Source organism: Mycobacterium sp. (assembly GCF_965229105.1).
Lineage (GTDB): Bacteria > Actinomycetota > Actinomycetes > Mycobacteriales > Mycobacteriaceae > Mycobacterium.
On the sequence record NZ_OZ245858.1, the window covers coordinates 4008088 to 4025977 of the forward strand.

18 protein-coding genes are annotated in these 17890 nt (G+C 65.3%); 7 read left to right on the plus strand and 11 right to left on the minus strand.

Annotation, left to right across the window (positions count from 1 at the left end):
- Positions 1 to 17 precede the first annotated feature (17 nt).
- Both ADBZ9O_RS18635 and ADBZ9O_RS18640 read left to right on the plus strand, forming a co-directional pair.
- Complete coding sequence (locus tag ADBZ9O_RS18635; protein ID WP_526524421.1) at positions 18 to 1676, plus strand: hypothetical protein; 1659 nt, start codon at positions 18 to 20, stop codon at positions 1674 to 1676.
- Positions 1658 to 2998, plus strand: a complete 1341-nt coding sequence (locus ADBZ9O_RS18640) for a CHAT domain-containing protein (protein WP_526524423.1) — start codon at positions 1658 to 1660, stop codon at positions 2996 to 2998. The genes ADBZ9O_RS18635 and ADBZ9O_RS18640 overlap by 19 nt, the downstream gene beginning before the upstream one ends.
- Before the next feature lie 20 nt (positions 2999 to 3018).
- On the opposite strand, the gene ADBZ9O_RS18645 is transcribed toward ADBZ9O_RS18640, so the two are convergent.
- Positions 3019 to 3693 (minus strand): hypothetical protein, encoded by a 675-nt coding sequence (locus tag ADBZ9O_RS18645; RefSeq protein ID WP_526524425.1) that lies wholly within the window; start codon positions 3691 to 3693, stop codon positions 3019 to 3021.
- Between the two features lie 67 nt (positions 3694 to 3760).
- Here ADBZ9O_RS18645 and ADBZ9O_RS18650 point away from each other — a divergent pair, with 67 nt between their 5' ends.
- Together ADBZ9O_RS18650 and ADBZ9O_RS18655 are read left to right on the plus strand one after the other, a co-directional pair.
- Positions 3761 to 5095, plus strand: a complete 1335-nt coding sequence (locus ADBZ9O_RS18650) for a hypothetical protein (protein WP_526524427.1) — start codon at positions 3761 to 3763, stop codon at positions 5093 to 5095.
- Positions 5092 to 6252, plus strand: coding sequence for a hypothetical protein (locus ADBZ9O_RS18655; RefSeq protein WP_526524429.1), 1161 nt, complete (start codon positions 5092 to 5094; stop codon positions 6250 to 6252). Before ADBZ9O_RS18650 ends, ADBZ9O_RS18655 begins: the two co-directional genes overlap by 4 nt.
- A gap of 3 nt (positions 6253 to 6255) precedes the next feature.
- On the opposite strand, the gene ADBZ9O_RS18660 is transcribed toward ADBZ9O_RS18655, so the two are convergent.
- From ADBZ9O_RS18660 to ADBZ9O_RS18680, 5 genes are read right to left on the minus strand one after another with little or no spacing between them, the layout of a single operon-like run.
- A complete protein-coding gene (locus tag ADBZ9O_RS18660; protein WP_526524431.1) occupies positions 6256 to 6555 on the minus strand; it encodes a cytochrome C oxidase subunit IV family protein in 300 nt (99 codons plus the stop codon).
- Positions 6556 to 6559: 4 nt separating this feature from the next.
- The gene (locus tag ADBZ9O_RS18665) at positions 6560 to 7147 is read right to left on the minus strand and encodes a cytochrome c oxidase subunit 3 (RefSeq protein ID WP_526524433.1); all 588 of its coding nucleotides are present in this window, start codon (positions 7145 to 7147) and stop codon (positions 6560 to 6562) included.
- Positions 7144 to 7896 carry a hypothetical protein gene (locus ADBZ9O_RS18670; protein ID WP_526524435.1) on the minus strand — a complete coding sequence of 251 codons (753 nt, stop codon included), beginning with the start codon at positions 7894 to 7896 and terminating at the stop codon, positions 7144 to 7146. The genes ADBZ9O_RS18665 and ADBZ9O_RS18670 overlap by 4 nt, the downstream gene beginning before the upstream one ends.
- On the minus strand, positions 7893 to 8603 hold the full coding sequence (locus tag ADBZ9O_RS18675; protein ID WP_526524437.1) for a hypothetical protein: 711 nt from the start codon (positions 8601 to 8603) through the stop codon (positions 7893 to 7895). The genes ADBZ9O_RS18670 and ADBZ9O_RS18675 overlap by 4 nt, the downstream gene beginning before the upstream one ends.
- A 47-nt stretch (positions 8604 to 8650) precedes the next feature.
- Positions 8651 to 9499 (minus strand): AraC family transcriptional regulator, encoded by an 849-nt coding sequence (locus ADBZ9O_RS18680; RefSeq protein ID WP_526524439.1) that lies wholly within the window; start codon positions 9497 to 9499, stop codon positions 8651 to 8653.
- A gap of 24 nt (positions 9500 to 9523) precedes the next feature.
- Between ADBZ9O_RS18680 and ADBZ9O_RS18685 the strand changes: the two genes are divergently transcribed.
- Entirely contained in the window at positions 9524 to 10786 is a 1263-nt protein-coding gene (locus tag ADBZ9O_RS18685; protein ID WP_526524441.1) for an amidohydrolase family protein, read from the plus strand.
- A gap of 9 nt (positions 10787 to 10795) precedes the next feature.
- The gene (locus ADBZ9O_RS18690; protein WP_526524443.1) at positions 10796 to 11251 is read left to right on the plus strand and encodes a GNAT family N-acetyltransferase; all 456 of its coding nucleotides are present in this window, start codon (positions 10796 to 10798) and stop codon (positions 11249 to 11251) included.
- On the opposite strand, the gene ADBZ9O_RS18695 is transcribed toward ADBZ9O_RS18690, so the two are convergent.
- From ADBZ9O_RS18695 to ADBZ9O_RS18705, 3 genes are read right to left on the minus strand one after another with little or no spacing between them, the layout of a single operon-like run.
- Entirely contained in the window at positions 11242 to 11682 is a 441-nt protein-coding gene (locus tag ADBZ9O_RS18695; RefSeq protein WP_526524445.1) for a response regulator, read from the minus strand. The two genes, ADBZ9O_RS18690 and ADBZ9O_RS18695, sit on opposite strands and share 10 nt — an antisense overlap.
- On the minus strand, positions 11679 to 13313 hold the full coding sequence (locus ADBZ9O_RS18700) for a sensor histidine kinase (protein WP_526524447.1): 1635 nt from the start codon (positions 13311 to 13313) through the stop codon (positions 11679 to 11681). The genes ADBZ9O_RS18695 and ADBZ9O_RS18700 overlap by 4 nt, the downstream gene beginning before the upstream one ends.
- A complete protein-coding gene (locus ADBZ9O_RS18705; protein ID WP_526524449.1) occupies positions 13310 to 14524 on the minus strand; it encodes a PP2C family protein-serine/threonine phosphatase in 1215 nt (404 codons plus the stop codon). The genes ADBZ9O_RS18700 and ADBZ9O_RS18705 overlap by 4 nt, the downstream gene beginning before the upstream one ends.
- A gap of 183 nt (positions 14525 to 14707) precedes the next feature.
- Here ADBZ9O_RS18705 and ADBZ9O_RS18710 point away from each other — a divergent pair, with 183 nt between their 5' ends.
- A complete protein-coding gene (locus tag ADBZ9O_RS18710; protein WP_526533272.1) occupies positions 14708 to 16336 on the plus strand; it encodes an acetolactate synthase large subunit in 1629 nt (542 codons plus the stop codon).
- A 12-nt stretch (positions 16337 to 16348) separates the two neighbouring features.
- Here the strand turns inward: ADBZ9O_RS18710 and ADBZ9O_RS18715 are convergent, their stop codons facing one another.
- A complete protein-coding gene (locus ADBZ9O_RS18715) occupies positions 16349 to 16933 on the minus strand; it encodes a class I SAM-dependent DNA methyltransferase (protein WP_526524450.1) in 585 nt (194 codons plus the stop codon).
- Between the two features lie 33 nt (positions 16934 to 16966).
- Positions 16967 to 17656 carry a hypothetical protein gene (locus ADBZ9O_RS18720; RefSeq protein ID WP_526524451.1) on the minus strand — a complete coding sequence of 230 codons (690 nt, stop codon included), beginning with the start codon at positions 17654 to 17656 and terminating at the stop codon, positions 16967 to 16969.
- Positions 17657 to 17890 lie beyond the last annotated feature (234 nt).

Below are 17890 nucleotides of genomic sequence, written 5' to 3' on the forward strand. Positions count from 1 at the left end.
GGCCATATGATGCTGCCGTGTCGATCACTTCCGATCTGCAAGGGGAGCTCGACCAGGCGCGCCAACGTGCGTTCGCCGCCGATGAGGCAGGTGCCAGAGACCTTCTGCTGGCGCTGTTACCGCGCATCGATGCCGCCGATCGGCGGGATCTGGCACTGCAGGCATTCGCTCAGCTGGGGGAGATATACCTCGCCCGGAGCGCCAATGATGCAGTGGCCGAATGTATTCAGCGAATCTCTGGCCTTATGGAAGCGGCTCCTGAGCAGCTGATCCGGCGCTACCTGCGATGGGTGCGGTTGCTGCGGACCGGCTTGGCTGCGGCCAACGGTGAGCACGATGCCGCAGCTGCGGAGCTCGCACTCCTGGCTGATGAGCAGGACTATCTGCTGATCTATGCCACGGTGCTCTGTGCCAAAGCCCTCTGCGATGACGATCTGCATATTCGGTCGGGGCCATTGTGGGAGCAGGTGATCGCCGCCGTCAGCGCGCCGGAGGTCTACCCCAACGATGAGTCGGACCGGCTCCTGGTGATCGCGGGCACCGGATACGGCAGATTCTGCGTCGAGACCGGCCGCCTGGCGCAGGCGCTGCCCTGGCTTGCGCGGGCCGGGGCGCGGGCCACCGCCCGCGGCTGGGAACTAGACACCGCCAGAACACAATTGGAGCGAGCAGCGGCCAGCTGGTCGGCCGGTGACCACCTGATGACCGAAGAGCTGGTCGGGGCGGCCTATCCGGTGATCGCCCGGCACGCCCGAGCCGATGACGTTTCCCGCTGCTGGTTGTATTTCGGACTGACCAGGATGGCCGCCGGTGCCCTCGAAGCCGCCGATCAGAGCTGGGAGCACGCCGAGCGGCACTGGCTCGAACTCGGCAAACCGCTCTATATCTACCGGATTTTGATGCAGCGCAGCTGGATTCCGATCTTCCTCGGTAGGTTCGCCGATGCGGTCGAACTGGTTGCGCGGGCCAGGGATGCCCTTGATGCATGGCCGCGGGCCAACTGGCTGCAGTACGCAAGACTCGACGATCATCTCGGCACCATCTGGCGCGCCGACGCGCTGGCCGATCTCGGTTTCGACGGCGCAGGCGATCCGTCGGAGACCTGGCAGGAGGCCGAGGCCCGGCAGGTCACCGCACTGGGTGTGACGTACGCCGAAACCGGTAGCGCCGGATACCGGAGTGCACTGATCAAACTCGACCAGGCCGCCGACCTCAAGGTGCCCGCCGCCCTTGCGGTGGATTCGGTGCGCTATTCCATCGCCGACGCCGACGCCAGATTGCGCTGGGCGGGCCGCGTCGCGGCGCCGATCCTGGCCGGCGCGTTCGCCGTCGCCTGGGAAGCCGATAATACCGAACTGATCAGCGAGCTCATCGAATACCACAGCGCGCGCGGCACATTCAGTACTGCGCCGCAAGCTGAGCAGATGGGGGACTGGGCGGCCACCGCGACGGCCGTCAGGGCAGACGAGGATGAATTGGCGCTCGTTGCCGGTTCCCTGACAGCGGCCGGACCCTTGGGCCCCGGTGGCCGGGCACTGACCCGGTTGGGCCCGCTACCACCGCTGCAGATGCAACCCGGCAGCCAGCCGATCCTCGGGCGTTACCGGGCACTGGCTTATGAGCGTTACCACCGCGAGGTCACCGCGGACGAGACCGCATGGTCGACGTGGCCGTGAGTGCACCGGCCGATCGACTGACGCTGGTACTGCGATTCGCCGATGTCGGCATCGCGACCTATGCGAGTCTGCGCGTGATCGGGCAGCCGTCCAGAACCGTCACCTGGGTGGTGGAGGAGCCGATACTGCTGACCGCGCTGGCGCAGCTGGTCGATGCGATGCCCAATCCGCAACCGGCCGAGTCGCGGCGCGACGCCATCGAAAGAGCCTTGACCGCAGGGCCATTCGCGACGCCGCAGACCGAGCTGACCATCGCCTACATTCTGGGTGTCCTGCTGATCGGCGCCCCTGGATGGGACCTGCTGATGGAGTGCGTCAGTGCGGACCGCGCGGTGCTGTTCGTCGCGCCGAGCGCGCGCCTGGCCGGTGTGCCATGGGGGCTGCTGGCTGTGCCGATCACCGGGCCCACGCGGGAAGAACTGGTCCGTGCGCGGGCCGCCGCGATGACGCCGTCGGGTCCTGAGCCGGCCCGAATTCCTTGGCAGCTGGATGATCTGAGTGGCCGCACCGAGGGTTACCGGTTGATGGAACTGGTCGACGTGTTGATGGCGGCACCGCCGAATATCGTGCACTCACCCCGCTCGCCGACCCCGTGGGCCCAGCTGGCCGGTCACCCGCCGCTGCTGCTGCTGGACCCTCGGGTGCCAGGGCAGCGCCCCGACTCGGTGCTCGGCTCGGTTCTGGGTCGGCCCACCCCGCAGACCCGGTTGGCGCGGTACTTCGCCGAGCTGATGGCCGCTCAGCCAGTGCTACCGGCTGTCGACACCTCGGTCGAGTTATTCCGGCGCACCGATGCCGATCGGGAGTGGTTGGCCGGCCAGCTCGCTCAGGCGCCGAATCGGCTGCTGTTCGTTGGGCACGCCAGTGCCGCCGATGGTGATATCGGGCATGCCGACCGGGCGTCGATCCACCTGGCGGAGCAGACAGCGCTCACTGCTGCCGACCTGATGGCCATGCGGCTGCCGTTGCCGCCCCGGGTGGCGCTGCTGGCCTGCGCGTCCGGGGGCGACTATCAGTTCGATGAGGCGACGGGTCTGGTCGCCGCCATGATTCTCGGCGGCGCGCAGCTGGTGACCGCCACGCTGTGGTCGCTGCCCACCACCGCGGGTTTCCGGCAGTTCACCGCGCCGGCTGGGCCGGAGGTCGATCCGATGGCCGAGTTGATCATCGCGGTGGATGGTGCGCACCAGCAGGCCGACGCGGGGTTTGCGGTGAACCGCTGGCAGCGCGCCCAGATGCGCCGTTGGCGCGGCGGTGACGCCGGTGCGAGCCCGCTGTATTGGGCCGCACTGGTCACCTTCGCCGTCGACGGTCAGCGCTGAGAACGGCCGGCGGTGAAGGTTCAGCCAGGCGGCACGCAGATCGCTATCGCCGACTCGTCATCGGGCCGATAGTAGGTGTCGATCATGGCGCCGGGACCCACCGTCGCCACCGCGGACGCCGGGATCAGGGCCGTCTCATGGGCCGGGAACTGTCCGCCCCCGGGTCTGCGGATCATCAGGTCCAATTCGACTTCGCGATGGTCTTCGCGGGTCACTCCGGTGCAGCGCACCGCGGTCACCACACCGCAGGTCCTGATGCCATGCCGGATCAGGTCGAGATGGGCGGCCGTGGCCAGTCCCTTGCGAATCAACATCCGGTCAAACGCCGCACGTACGGCGACCATATCGTCTGGCAGTGAGAGATGTTCTCTGGCAACAGGATCGAAGGCGACGAGGACCACACTGCCGGGACGTAAGGCTGCGGCCACCGGGTCACCCGCGGAGCAGTGCAGCCGACCGGTGAACAGGTGCCCGGGTGCGGTCTCGACATCGATGGTGACCTGGTGTCGCCCTCCATTGACAGCGCGCACGGTGCCGATACCCACTGCCAATTCATCGGATACACGGCCCGCCCGCGTCGGTGCCAGGCCCGCCAGGCCCGCCAGGCGCGCCCGAACGACGAGCGCGGCCGCCGCGGTGAGGGCACACAGCACGGCCAGGAGTATCACGACGAGCTCGAGGGACGACGTTGTCATCGGTCCAGGCTCCGACAGGTCTTCGGCTACCGAACCCAACTTTGACGGTGCGCCCTATCCTGAGCGGATGAGCACGAGCCCCCAGGCGATACCGGTGGCCGGGGCGCGCGAGCCGACCGAGCGCCAGCCGCGCCGCGCGGTCATCGACCAAGCGTGGCGGGCGATAGGTCCTGGCGTCGAAGTGCTCAGCGGTGATGACGGCGGGCCGCTGCGCAGGACGGTCAAGCGCATCCTTGACCCGCTGGTGTTCCGGTTGCGGGTGAATCCGCAGTTCTCGGCGCCCATCCTGGAGGCCGGTGTGGCCTCTGCCATGCACGACCTGATCGTCGATCACGCCGACCATCTGCGGTGCACCGCCGCCTGGTTCGCGGCGCTGAAAGTCGAGCGCAGGCGACTGCGCCTGACCACAGGTAACGCTCAAGAGCTGTACTTCCCGGTCTGCTTCGAATTGGCGATCACCGAGGGGGTGCCGACTCGAAACGCCGCGCGGACACCGGAATCGGTGCTGCGGGAGATCCATCACGACCGTGATCGCACGGCCATCGAGGTACTCAACCGCTATGTCGCCGACGGGCGGGTGATCGCCTCTCTGGAGCGCCAACGTGATCGCAGCTGGCGAGATGTCCGCGCCGATGACGCCATCACCGGCCCCTTCCTGGCCGGGCTGACCACCGTGCTCGGGCCCGCCGACGATCATCGCGCCGCCGTGGCCCGGCAACGGGTGTGGTCGGCCCTGATCGCCGACGCGACACCGTTCAACCTCGGCGCCAGAACCAGAAACCCGGCACCGGAACTGCCGTGGTCCATCGTCGACATCGGACTCAGTGTTGTTGCACCGCAACGACCGCCACCGATCTGTGCCGAACCGAGTAGCGATCGACCGCTCGACCGCACCGTCATCGACCGGGTCAGGGCCACCCTGCGGCGCGCGATGGACCGCGACGAACTCCCCGATATTCCGGCGCTGTGCGCAGAGGAGGTCGACAGGGCCTGCGCGCCTTGGGGTCTGCTGGTCGAAGACAAACAGGCCACCCTGGTGGCCGGTATCGCACTCGCGGTCCAGCTGGCCCCACTGGCCGACCCGCCGGTCGCCACCTATCAGCTGGCCGGACAGATTTCGGCCCGGCTGCGCAAGGAGGCCTATGTGCTGCGCGCCCGGCGGTATCTGGCCGAAGCTGGGCCGGTGCACCCGCGCCAACAGCAGGTGATCGACGATCTGGCCGCCTTCGCCCGCCCCTATCTGAGCCGGCTGTGGGCTCGATTGCACGGTCGCGATGTCTGGCAGGAACCATGCGATGACGTCGACGACGTGCGGGCCCTGCTGGAAGGCGTGGCACGGTCGGTGAGCCTGGATCATCGCCAGCGCATCAAGGCGATGCTGGAAATGCAGGTGGTGTTGTGAAGCTGGTGTCCGATGCCGGGTTGTGGAGCACGGTGGCGCGGACGTCACCCGCGCCGTTGGTGGCGCTGCTCGAGGTCAGCGGCGCGGTACTGGCGTGGCCGATCGATGACCCGGTCGCCGCGGACACCCCGCAGATCACCTTCACCGATCCCCGTCGCGCCGACTGGCTCTGGCGGGTACTCGGCGAGTCCGGGCACGTGGCGGTCGCCGCTGCGCTGGCAGGTTCTGCACCCGGCAGGGTATCGACTGTCGAACTGGCCGGGGTTGACCTGATCGCGGGCTCCACCGACCGGCTGCGTCGGCTGGCACTGGGACATTGGCTACGGCGTTGGTGGCCGGCGAGTGAGCGCGACGGGATTGCCGGACTCGATGCGGCGCTGCTCGACGCCGAGATCGCACTGTTGACCGCCGGCGCTCAGGAGTTCTTCACCGACGACACGTTCGATTCCGATGTGCGCGGGTTGCTCGCACCGCATCCCGTGGCGCTCACCGAGCACATTCGCAACGGGGATCATCGGATCGACGAACTGATCCGCGCCTGCGCCGACCTGGCCGCGGATATCGGTATCGACAGTGCAGGCTGGACGCAACTCTATGCGGCTCTTGATGATTCACCTCGGCCCGAGCGGGGCGAGATGGCGTTACCGACCGGTCATCGTGACGATTACGCCTTGGCTGCGGGAGCCGGCGGCGGGGTGAACGGCACAGGGGTGATCGGTGCAGGCGTTTGTTCTGTTCAGTGGTCGGCGGTGCCCCCAGGCATCTTCGATGCGGCGGAGAACACCGTCAGCTGGGCCATCGACGTGGTCGACGGGCTTGCCGTCGCGACCGTTCAGGTTGCGGTGCTGGGGCCGGCGGCACCGTCAGGGATTGCGGTATCGCTGAGATCCGGCGCGATCGGGGGCGCCGGCCTTCTCGATGCGGTTGGCCATTCGGCCATTGCGCTTGTCGATTCTGAGCAGCAGCCGATCACCGAAGCCGCGGCATGGGATCACCGGTGGTCAGCCACCACGGTGACGGTCGGTGCCGACGGGCAGCAGCTGGGGGAGTCACCCCAGCTGCGTCAGCGAATTCGCGATATCGCCAGGACCCGGCTGCAGCGGCAGGCAAGTGACGCCTATCTGGCGGAAATCGTTGCGGCAGAATCGGATTACTGAACCTCACCAGAGATAGATCGCCAACACGGCCCCCCAGAACACGACGAGCCAGGTATCGGTGGCGATCCGCAGCCATCGCGGGGCGGTACGGACCTCCATGAAATACCGGATGATCAGACGCGATTTGATCAGCCCGAGGGTCAGTACGGCGACGGTGATGGGGGCGCTGGCAACGAGGGGGCCGCGGGCGTGTCCCGGCCCCAGCCACCACGAGACGACGGTGATGACGCTGAGAATCACCCACACCACGGTGATCACGCGGTCGCTGGACCGTGCGACAGTGGCGGTTTCGCCGGCGGTCACCGGGTCACCTCATCACGTACACGAGTGCGAATATGACGACCCAGAGCAGGTCGACCATGTGCCAGTAGGTGGCACCGGTCTCCACCATCGTCACCCGGCGAAGGGCGGGGTTGCGCAATTGCAGGAAGACGACGCCGAGGAAGACCAGACCGAGTGCGACATGGAACAGGTGCACACCGGTGAGCAGGTAGTAGAACATGTAGAAGTCGTTGCTCGGAAAGGTCAGTCCCTGGCCGATTTTCATGGTCCACTCGTAGGCTTTGACGGCGATGAACACCACACCGCACCCAGCGCCGAGCACGGTCAGCCGCAGCGCGTGATCGAATTCACCTCTGCGCGTTGCCAATACGCTTCCGGCGACGAACCATGAGCTGGCCAGCAACACCAGCGTGTTGACGACGCCGACGGTCAAGCTCAGGTGCTGCTGCGAGTCCAGGAATAGCTGGTGCTCCCGGTTGCGGTAGATCATGAAGATGATGAAGTAGGCCGAGAAGATGACCAGGTCGCCGAGGACGAAGATCCAGATGTCCCGGTCGGCAGGCAGGTGGACGCCCGGCTTCTCGGTGGGCTTCTTTGCGTCGGTGGTGGTCAATCCTGCACCCGTTCGTCGGCCGGTTGATTCTTGATCGCCGTGTACAGCAGCCGGATCATGCAGATCTCCCAGACCACAAAGACTGCTGTGCCCACCCAGAAGCTGATCGAGCCGTTCCAGGCCAGGGGTCCCGACCGGAACACGAACACCGGGCCGGCCAGCAGTTCGGTGACGATCATCCAGATCGACATGTAAGCCAGCCATTTCGGCAGAATCCCGTTGTTGTCCAGGAAGATTGCGAGAGCCAACACCAGGTTCTGGGCGACGAAACAGCCCAGCGAGCCGACGAATGACAGCAGCCCGAGATCGTAGAGGAGCGCGATCAGCGCCGGGTCGCGGTCGGGTCGGAAGGCTGCGGTGACGAAGGCGAAGGCGGCGAACAGGCACCCGGGTATGGCGCCGACGACCAGGGTGGCGATATAGCCGTAGGCGAAAACCGGTGCCACCGACATCCTTTTGATCTGATAGGCGATCAGCCCGTTGGCCACCCCGGTGAACCCGACGACGACCATCAGCAGCGCGAATCCGATTCGGATGCTCAGTGAATGGGAGGCGAAGAAGTCGACCATCTGATCCTGGGTGACATCCGGCCGAGGCGGTGGCATCACCCGGGTGAGCACGCAGAAGATCAGCCCGAACAGGTTGTAGAAGATCGGCAGTGTCCACCAGCAGATCCAGAGGTCCAGCTTGGCCCTGCGCTGGGGCGCGGCGGGATCCCTGGTCGCCTCGGCCAGCGCTGTGCCGGTCACGCCGTCACCATGGCCGGTTCGCTGCGCGCTTGCTCTTTGATGGCGGCCCGCACGACGACGAACATCACCGCCAGGTACACCGAGAAGGTGCCGATCTTGAGCCAGAAGGACACGGCGCCATCCCAGGCCAGCGGTCCCGTCCGGAAGATGACGGCGCATGCCGCGGGAGTCATGGCCGCAGCGGCAACCAGGCTAAACGGCGCAACCCAGCGCGGAAAGACCGGCGCGTCGCGGGCATCGAGGTACACCGCAAGCGCCAGGACCAGATTCTGGACGACGAGCATCCCGACCGGCGCGGTGAACATCAGCCAGGCCATATCGTTGAGCATCATCGTCAGCTGCGGGTCGCGTTCCGGCCGGTACGCCGCGACCAGCCAAAAGACGTCGGCGACGGCGAAAACCGTTGCGCCCGTTGCGGCAGCACTGAGGTAGCAGTAGGCGAGCACGGTACTTGGTGTCGCCATCCGCTTGATCTGCACGACGATCACCATGAAGAACGGGATCAGCAGGATCCCGCAGAGGTTGAACGTGATCATGCTGAACCGGATCATCGCCGAGTTCTCGGTGTAGAAGGCCGCCACTTCGCCGGCACTCATCCCCGGTGACATCGGCGGGAAGAATCCGGGGAATGCCAGAAAAGCGATCAGCAGGAGCGCGCCAAAAAACGGCGTCATCCACAGGCTGATCCACTGCGCGCGTACGTTCATCGCTCGCAGAGTAGCCGATCGGCTACTTGGATTGTGGCGCTTTTGGCTCAGCTCTCGGCGCGAGTCACCCGCCGCCGATACGACGACGGCGTCTCCCCGCAGAACAGCGTGAATGCGCGGGTGAAGGAACTCAGGCTGTCGAAGCCGACGGCCGTCGACGTCTCCTGGACCGACTGCCCCGGCGCGGCGAGCAGTGCCATCGCCCGCAGCATCCGCGCGTGCAGCAGATAGGTACGCCACGACAGGCCCAGCGTGTTCTGAAACAGGCGGCGCAGCGTGCGCTCCGACACCGCAACCGCGCGGCTGACCTGATCGGCCGTCACGGAATCGAGGTGTTCCTTGGTGTACGCCATGGCCGCCGCCACGATCGGATGATCGGATGTCGGAAGACTCAGCGGCGCTTCATGATCCAACGCCTCGGCGACCAGGGCCGCCAGGGTGCGAAAGAAATTGTCCGACTCGTCATCGCCGACTGCTCGCTCGATCGGCCAGCGCAGCGCGTAGATCATCATCTCCCGGATCAGCGGCGAGACCGCGATGATGCGCGCCCGCCCACCGGAATCGGGGATCAGTGCAGGGTCGAACATCACCGCCACGGTCTTGACGTCGGGGTTCATCACGGCCTGGTGCTCGAGGCCGACCGGAATCCACGCGGCCTGCTGTGGGGGCAGCAGATAATGCGCCGAATCGGTCTCGACCTCGACAAGACCGTGCAATGCGTATTCGATCTGATGGACTTCGTGCGAGTGCCAGCCGGTGATCAGTCCGTCGCCCTCATAGAGGTAGCTCCCAGCCATCGCGCGGCCGCCGCGACGCAGTTCGACGACCGGTCTGGCCTGGTTTTCCAGGTTGGCCGATTGAGTCAAACGTCTGTCCGATAGCGCAGAGACGGTCACGGAATCCGAGGGTACTAGTTGGATATGAACAAAGACGACCTGATTCTGGTGAGTATCGACGACCACGTCGTCGAGCCGCCCGATATGTTCCTGCGCCACGTGCCGGCCAAGTACAAGGACCAGGCACCGATCGTCGTCACCGACGACAACGGCGTCGATCAGTGGGTCTACCAGGGCAAACCCCAGGGTGTCAGTGGCCTGAACGCGGTGGTGTCCTGGCCGCCGGAGGAGTGGGGTCGCAACCCCGCGGGCTTCGCCGAGATGCGGCCGGGTGTGTACGACGTGCATCAGCGGGTCAAGGACATGAGTCGCAACGGCATCCTGGCGTCGATGTGCTTTCCGACCTTCACCGGTTTCTCGGCTCGGCATCTCAACCAGTTCCAGGACCCAACCACCCTGATCATGGTGTCGGCCTATAACGACTGGCATATCGATGAATGGGCTGGCAGCTACCCGGACCGGTTCATCCCCATCGCCGTGTTGCCGACCTGGAACCCCGAAGCCATGTGTGACGAGATTCGCCGGGTGGCCGCCAAGGGCTGCCGGGCCGTCACCATGCCTGAGCTCCCGCACCTCGAGGGCATCCCGAGCTACCACGACGAGGACTACTGGGGCCCGGTGTTCCGGACCCTGTCCGAGGAAAACGTGGTGATGTGCCTGCACATCGGTACCGGATTCGGGGCGATCAGCATGGCGCCCAACGCGCCCATCGACAACCTGATCATCCTGGCCACTCAGATCTCGGCCATGTGCGCGCAGGATCTGTTGTGGGGCCCGGCGATGCGCAACTATCCGGACCTGAAATTCGCCTTCTCCGAGGGCGGTATCGGCTGGATTCCGTTCTACTTGGACCGCAGCGACCGGCACTACACCAACCAGAAATGGCTGCGCCGGGACTTCGGCGACAAGCTCCCCAGCGATGTGTTCCGTGAGCATTCGCTGGCCTGCTATGTCACCGATAAGACATCGCTGAAACTGCGCCACGAGATCGGCATCGACATCATCGCCTGGGAATGCGACTACCCGCACTCGGACTGCTTCTGGCCCGATGCGCCCGAGCAGGTGCTCGCCGAACTCAACGCCGCCGGTGCCGACGACTCCGATATCAACAAGATCACCTGGGAGAACTCCTGCCGGTTCTTCGGCTGGGATCCGTTCAAACGGACCCCCCGAGCACAAGCCACGGTAGGCGCCTTACGGGCGACGGCCACTGACGTCGACGTCTCGATTCGGCCGCGCAAGGAGTGGGCAGCGCGCTACGCGGAGAAGCACCTCGCGACGACCTAACCTGAGGTGGTGCGACGCGCAACAGAACAGGACCTTCCCGCCATTGCCGCGCTGGTCGACGCGGCGTACCTCAAGTACGTGGAGCGCATCGGCAGAAAGCCCGCCCCGATGACCGAGGATTACGCGCAGTTGCTTGCGTCCTCGCGGATATGGGTGATCGACCATGGCGCAGCGCTTGTCGGAATGCTGGTCACCGAGAACAAGGGCGACCACTTGTTCCTCGACGTGATCGCCGTCGCCCCTGACGCGCAGGGCCACGGGTACGGCCAGCAGTTGATGGACCGCGCCGAACTCGATGCGCAAGAACAGGGCTTGGCCGAAGTGCGGCTGTACACCAACCAGGCAATGACGGAGAACCTGACCTTCTATCCGAAACGTGGCTACCGCGAAACCAACCGCGGTGGGCAAGACGGCTTTCGTCGGGTGTTCTATACGAAAACCCTGGACGCCGACTATCAGATCTGAGGCAGGCGGACGACCTGGACGAAGAATTCGTCAATCTGCCGGACCGCTCCCATGAACTGATCCAGGTCCACCGGCTTGGTGACGTAGGCGTTGGCATGCAGCTTGTAGCTGCGCAGGATGTCTTCCTCGGCCGAGGACGTGGTCAGGACAACGACCGGGATATGGCACAGATCGGGATCGTTCTTGATCTTCTCCAGCAGTTGCCTACCGTCGTATTTCGGCAGGTTCAGATCGAGCAGGATCAGATCCGGCCGGGGTGCATGCTCGTAGGAACCGCGCTTGTACAAGAAGTCGAGACCCTCTTGGCCGTCATGCGCCACGTGCAGAGTGTTGCTGATCTTGTTGTGCTCGAACGCTTCCCGCGTGATGAGCTCATCCCCGGGGTCGTCTTCGACAAGCAGTACGTCGATGGGTCGACTGGCGGGAGTCATTGTGGTGATCCTTCCATAGCGGCCGCCGTCGTGCCTTCTGGCTGGGCCGGGGTGGGGTGAGTGGAGATGGGCAGGGTGAACCGGAAGCGGGTGCCCTCGGTGTAGGACGTGTCGATCCAGATGGTGCCCCCGTGATGCTCAACGATCTTTTTGCACAGCGCCAGGCCGATACCGGTGCCTGTGTATGCGTCCCGGACGTGGAGGCGCTGGAAGATCACAAAAACCTTGTCGACGAATTCTTCGGCGATGCCGATCCCATTGTCCGACACGGTGAATGACCACTGGCCCGCATACTCACCGACGCCGGGCTGGCAGTCGATGACGATGCGCGGTGCGGCCCCCTCGCGCCGGAACTTGACCGCATTGCCGATCAGGTTCTGCCACACCATGGCCAGCAGCGTCGGATCGCCGTCGATCTGCGGGAGATGTCCACTCTGGCGGACGATCTCAGCACCGGATTCCTCGATCCCGGTGGCCAGATTCGCCAGGGCCGTATCAAGCGCCGCGTCCATCTCGACCTCGGTGTGGGTGGCATTGAGCCTGCCGACCCGAGAGAACGTGAGCAGGTCGTTGATCAGCGCCTGCATGCGTTTGGCGCCGTCAACGGCGAACGCGATGTACTCGATACCGCGCTCATCGAGCTTGTCGGAGTAGCGCCGCTCGAGCAGCTGGCAGAACGACGCCACCTTGCGCAGTGGTTCCTGCAGATCGTGCGATGCGACATAGGCGAACTGCTCGAGTTCGGCATTCGAGCGGCGCAACTCCATCGCCTGCGCGTCGAGCGCCTCGGTCTGCTCTAGCAGTTCCGTCCTTGCGGTCCTGGACAATTCGAGTTCGTCGACGATCCGCTGTCGCATGTTGTCGACATCGGTGGCAATGGCTCGAATGTCCTTGGGACCATGCGGCACGATCTGCTGGCTGAAATTGCCTTCGCTGGTTCGTCGGCACGCTGCGGCGAGCGCCTTGAGCGGCCGACTGACCGCGGTCTGCATCACGATGGCCAGCACCACCGCCGCGATCAGCACTACGGCGACGATGCCGATCAGGACACCGTTGCGCCAGCCGCGAATCGTGTTCAGGTCGTTGATCCCGACTTCCCGGGCTTTCGTCAGATTCTGGTTCTGAGTATCGAAAAGCGCTCGGATCCGATCGAATTCGACCTTCCCCCGTTCGGCGAGGGCAGGACTGACCACCGTCGGGCTGCCGGGTACGACGCTGGCGATGGCCGGTTCGGCGAAGTCTGCGCGCCACGAGGTGGATGCCGCCTCGATCGCGTCCACGTCAGCGACGAGCTCCGTTCGGCCACCTGCCCGGTCCCGGATATCCTGGGCGGCCTGTTTCTCGGCTTCCTGGCCCGCGTAGTACGGCGCGAGGAAGTCCCGGTCGGCGCTGATCGCGTAACCGCGGACCGCGGTTTCCTGGTCGCGCAACGCAGCCTGCAGGCGATAGGCCGCCGACCGCGACGGCTGTACGTCCTCGATCAACTGACTGGACACCCGGTCAGTGCGGTCGAGCAGGACAACACCGCCCACCGCGCCGACGAGCACCAGCACAGCCATAACCAGCAGCACCAGCGTCTGCAGCTGCTGCACAGTCAACGGCGACCTACGCCACGGGCCAGGATCTTTCACTTACTCGTCCGCTCCACCCGCACCACCGCAATATCGTCGGTCAACCCGCCGAAGGCATGGGCGCGTTGTTCGGCGCTGTCGATCAGCGCATCGACGAATGCCGGTCCGGGCAGGGACGCCAACGAACGCGCCAACTCCAGGAGGCCGTCCTCGCCGAGGCGCTCGTTACCCCGTCCCGAATGGCCTTCGAACAGCCCGTCGGTCAACAAGACAATCGCGTGTCCTTCGGGCAGTTCCAGCTCGTTGAGCGGCCAGCCGTTCCCGCTCAGACCGAGTGCGCGCCCGGCGGTCGGTTCCAGCCACTCCACCGTGCCCGGGCCGTGGAGCAGCATTCCGGGGTGCCCGGCACGCACCGCGGTGAAGCGCAGGCTGTCGGGAGCGAACGCCAGACTCAGCACCGTGGCGAAGGTGGCGCTGCTGGAACTCTCGGCGCGCAGCAGCCGCTCCATCTCGCGCATCCGTTCGTTACCCCGCAGGCCGGCGAAGGTCAGCGCCCGCCAGCCGATCCGCAGTGCCACACCGAGGGCGGCTTCATCCGGCCCGTGCCCGGCCACGTCACCGACCACGACGTGCACGGTTCGGTCCGGGGTCTGGACGGAATCGTAGAAGTCGCCGCCGAGGAGGGCATCCGGGCGACTGGACCGGTACCGGGCGACGATGTCGACACCGGGGCTATCGAGCAGCAGGGGAGTGGCCAGCAGGCCGCGTTCGAGCCGGGCGTTTTCCTTGGCCCGATGTTCACTGGCATGTAGTTCCACCGCTGTCAGCTCGGCCCGCTTGCGTTCGATGGCGTACAACATTGCGCGCCGCAGGACCTCGGGTTCGACCCGACCCTTCACCAGGTAGTCCTGTGCGCCGGAAGCGACGGCGGATACGCCGAAGTGCTCATCGTTGAGGCCGGTCAGTACCACTATCGGCACTGTGGGGTCGAGCTTGGCGATCCGATCCAACGCCGCGATCCCATTGGCGTCCGGAAGGTTCAGATCGAGCAGCACGCAGTCCGGCCTGGACCGGCCCAGTTCATACTGCGCCCGCGCCATCGAATCCGCCCACACCAGCTGGATATCGCCGACGGCGTCGGCGATCAGCTCTTCCACCAGCAGGGCGTCGCCCCTGTCGTCCTCGACCAGGAGCAGCGATAGCGGCTGCAATTGGGCGACGGCGGGGATATCGGGCACCACAGCCAGTTCCGCGTCACGCGGCCCAAGCATTGCCAAAACAGATCCTCACGTCACAACGACCACGACAACGAAACCCGGTGCTGGAGTTCGACGTCCCGCCAACAATACCGGCCGGTCCTGGTCAGGCAGCCCATTGGGCCGAACCGGTATTTGCGTAGGGTCTTAGTCGTGGACGAATCAAGTCGGACCAAGAGCCTTACCGCGGCCGAACTCATCGTTGAATGCCTGCAAAACGAAGGCGTGACGCATGTCTTCGGCATCCCGGGGGAAGAGAACATCCGATTCGTGGAGGCCCTGTCGAGGTCACCGATCGACTATGTCTTGACCCGGCACGAACAAGGCGCGTCATTCATGGCCGAGGTCTACGGTCGGCTCACCGGTAAAGCGGGCGTGTGCTCGGCGACCCTGGGCCCCGGCGCCATCAACTTGCTACTCGGTGTCGCCGACGCCACCACGAATTCGACTCCACTGGTTGCCATTTCGGCGCAAGTCGGGATGCGCCGCAGCTTCAAGGAATCGCACCAAGGCGTGGACCTGGTCTCGATGTTTGAACCGGTGACGAAATGGTCGGCGCTGGTGGCGACGCCGGGTTCGATTCCGGAGATGGTCCGTAAAGCCTTCAAACTTGCCCAGACCGAACGACCAGGTGCGGTATATCTCGCTGTGCCAGAGGATATCGAGTCCGCCGAGGCGGCGTCGGATTCACGGCCGCTTCGGGTGAATAGCCCGCGGCCTGACGATCCGTCGGCCGCGCAGCTGGAGCGGGCCGCACAGATCTTGCGAACCGCGCGCAACCCGATTCTGCTGGCTGGTCACGGCGCTGCCCGCGCCGACGCCGCCGATGCGGTGCGTCGCTTCGCTGAAACCCTCGGCATCCCGGTGGCGACCACCTTCCACGGCAAGGGCGTCATGCCCGATGACCATCCGTTGGCACTTGGCGCAGTGGGTTTCATGCGCCACGACTATGTGAACTTCGGTTTCGACCGTGCCGATGCGATCATCGCCGCCGGCTATGAACTGCAGGAATTTGATCCGATCAAGATCAATCCGCGCGGTGACACCCCGATCATCCACCTGCACCGGTTTCCGGCCGAAGTCGACGTCCACTACGACGTCGCCGTGGGGGTACACGCCGATATCGGGCGCAGTCTGGACGCATTGGCGTCGGCGGTGGGGCCAGACCACGACTATGCCGCAGGCGGTGAGCGAATCCGTGAGTTGCTCTCCGGTGAGCTCGACCGCGGTCGTCTCGACGACCGGTTTCCGCTGGCCCCGGCCCGTATCGTCGCCGACACGCGAGCGGCCTTGGCGCGCAACGATATTGCGCTGGTGGACACCGGCGCACTGAAGATGTGGATGGCCCGCCTCTACCCGACCTACGAGCCGAACACCTGTCTGATCAGCAACGGGCTGTCTACCATGGCCTGGACATTGCCCGGCGCGATCGCGGCCAAGATCGCCAGGCCGCAGTCGAAAGTTCTGGTCGCCACCGGCGACGGCGCATTTCTGATGAATTCCCAGGAGATCGAGACCGCGTTGCGCATCGGCACCCCGATGGTGATCTTGATCTGGGTGGACGACGCCTACGGACTGATCAGCTGGAAGATGGAAATGGAAATCGGCCACAGTGTCGATACTCGATTCAACAATCCGGATTTCGTCGCCTACGCGGAGAGTTTCGGTGCTACCGGCTACCGGATTTCATCCGCCGATGAACTGCTGCCCACCCTGCGCGAGGCGCTGGCCGCAGACACCGTCAGCGTCATCGCCTGCCCGGTGGACTACTCGGTGAACAGTGCCCTGATCGCCACCCTCGGCGGACTGGACGAGTCGTTATCGTGACGGCCTGACGGCTCAACGATGGTGAACGGTCACCGCGTAATCGCCGTCGTCGAACGGAGCGCGCTCCCAGCTGGACCAGCGAGCCACCGGCTCGAGGCCCGCCGCCGCCGCCAGCTCGTCATACTCACCCACCCCGAGTCGATCCGGGCGGAGCGAGAATCCCGAGACCAGCAGCGCGCCGGGCTGTAGATGGTCGGCCAACGCGCGGAGCACCTGTCCCTCGGTGCCCGGCTCCAGGTAGATCATCACGTTGCCGGCCAACACGATCAGATCGAATGATCCGCTGAGACCGGCGCCGGGCTCGGCAAGATCGGCCTCGATCCAGGGCAGGTCCGGCGCCTTGGCCCGTGCGGACCCGAGCATCGCGGCGTCGGTATCCACACCGGTGACCGCGAAGCCGCGCCGCGCCAGTTCAATTGCCACGCGTCCGGTGCCGCAGCCGGCGTCCAGGACGCTGCTACCGCCGGTTTCCTGCAGGAGTGCCTCGACGAGGTCGGCTTCACCGTGCAGATTTCGTCCCTCGGCGGCCAGCGCAGTCCAGCGCGCGTCGTAGTCGTCGCCCCGCGGCGCACGGGTCCGCTGCCACCGGGTGCTCACCGCTCGATAGTAGGTGCCCGCGTTTCGTCATGCTCAGATCGTTCGAAGATTCGCACCGCTGCGTTCGACACGTTTCTTCAACACCGCCATCATGCGGGCCTGCATTATCCAGACGACCGGAACGTAGATCCAGAAGTTATAGAACCGTTCCAACCATTGAGGTCGGGTGGCTTGGTAACCCCCGATAACCAGACGTGTCCGGCTGCCCTCAAGCTCGTTGAGCTGGAAGCACCACAGCCCTTCGGTGTAGGCCGTGGGTCTGGGCTGTTTCGGGTCGAGGGCTTGGCCTCGAAGATCGCTCAACCAATACAGCCCCAGAAACCGGTTCGGTTCGAGGATCGCGATCTCGTAGGAGTCCATCATTGCGCCACCCGGCGTACGGAACTTCAGGCGATCGCCGACGGCGCGGTCCTGCCACTGCGGGTGCACCTCATGGGCACTCGATACGCCGGCGTTGTCGAGGAGATCCCACGAGTACCAGCCGGCGCGATCGCCGCCCAGCTGGACCAGCCAGGGCCAGACTCGATCCGGAGGTGCCTCGATTGTGACGGCCATCGTCACCCCTCGTGAGCCGCCCGGAACCCATTCCGCGCCGGGGAACGGCCCGGCTACTTCCTCGTCGCTGGCGCCCCAACGCCAGAGCCGGGGCCGCGCCAGCCGGGCATACCCAAGTGCCGCTGCGCTGGCCGCCGCCGCTGATACCAGTACGATTTGGTCCTTCACACCGACAGCGTCTCCTGATTGGATCGCCGGCGGCAGAGACCAAAGTCACCTCGACAGCCCCCGGATCGTCGGCGACCGGTCTGGTGAGTGCAAAGCCGTTCATCCCAGGGCGTAATAAAAGCGTCAGCGGCGAGAGACCCGCTTGACTGGCAAACAATAAAACGCCGTTAACCCGGGTCGATATGGTTCATAGTTCACGTACGCATGTACGTGTTTCCAATGCATACAGGGGCG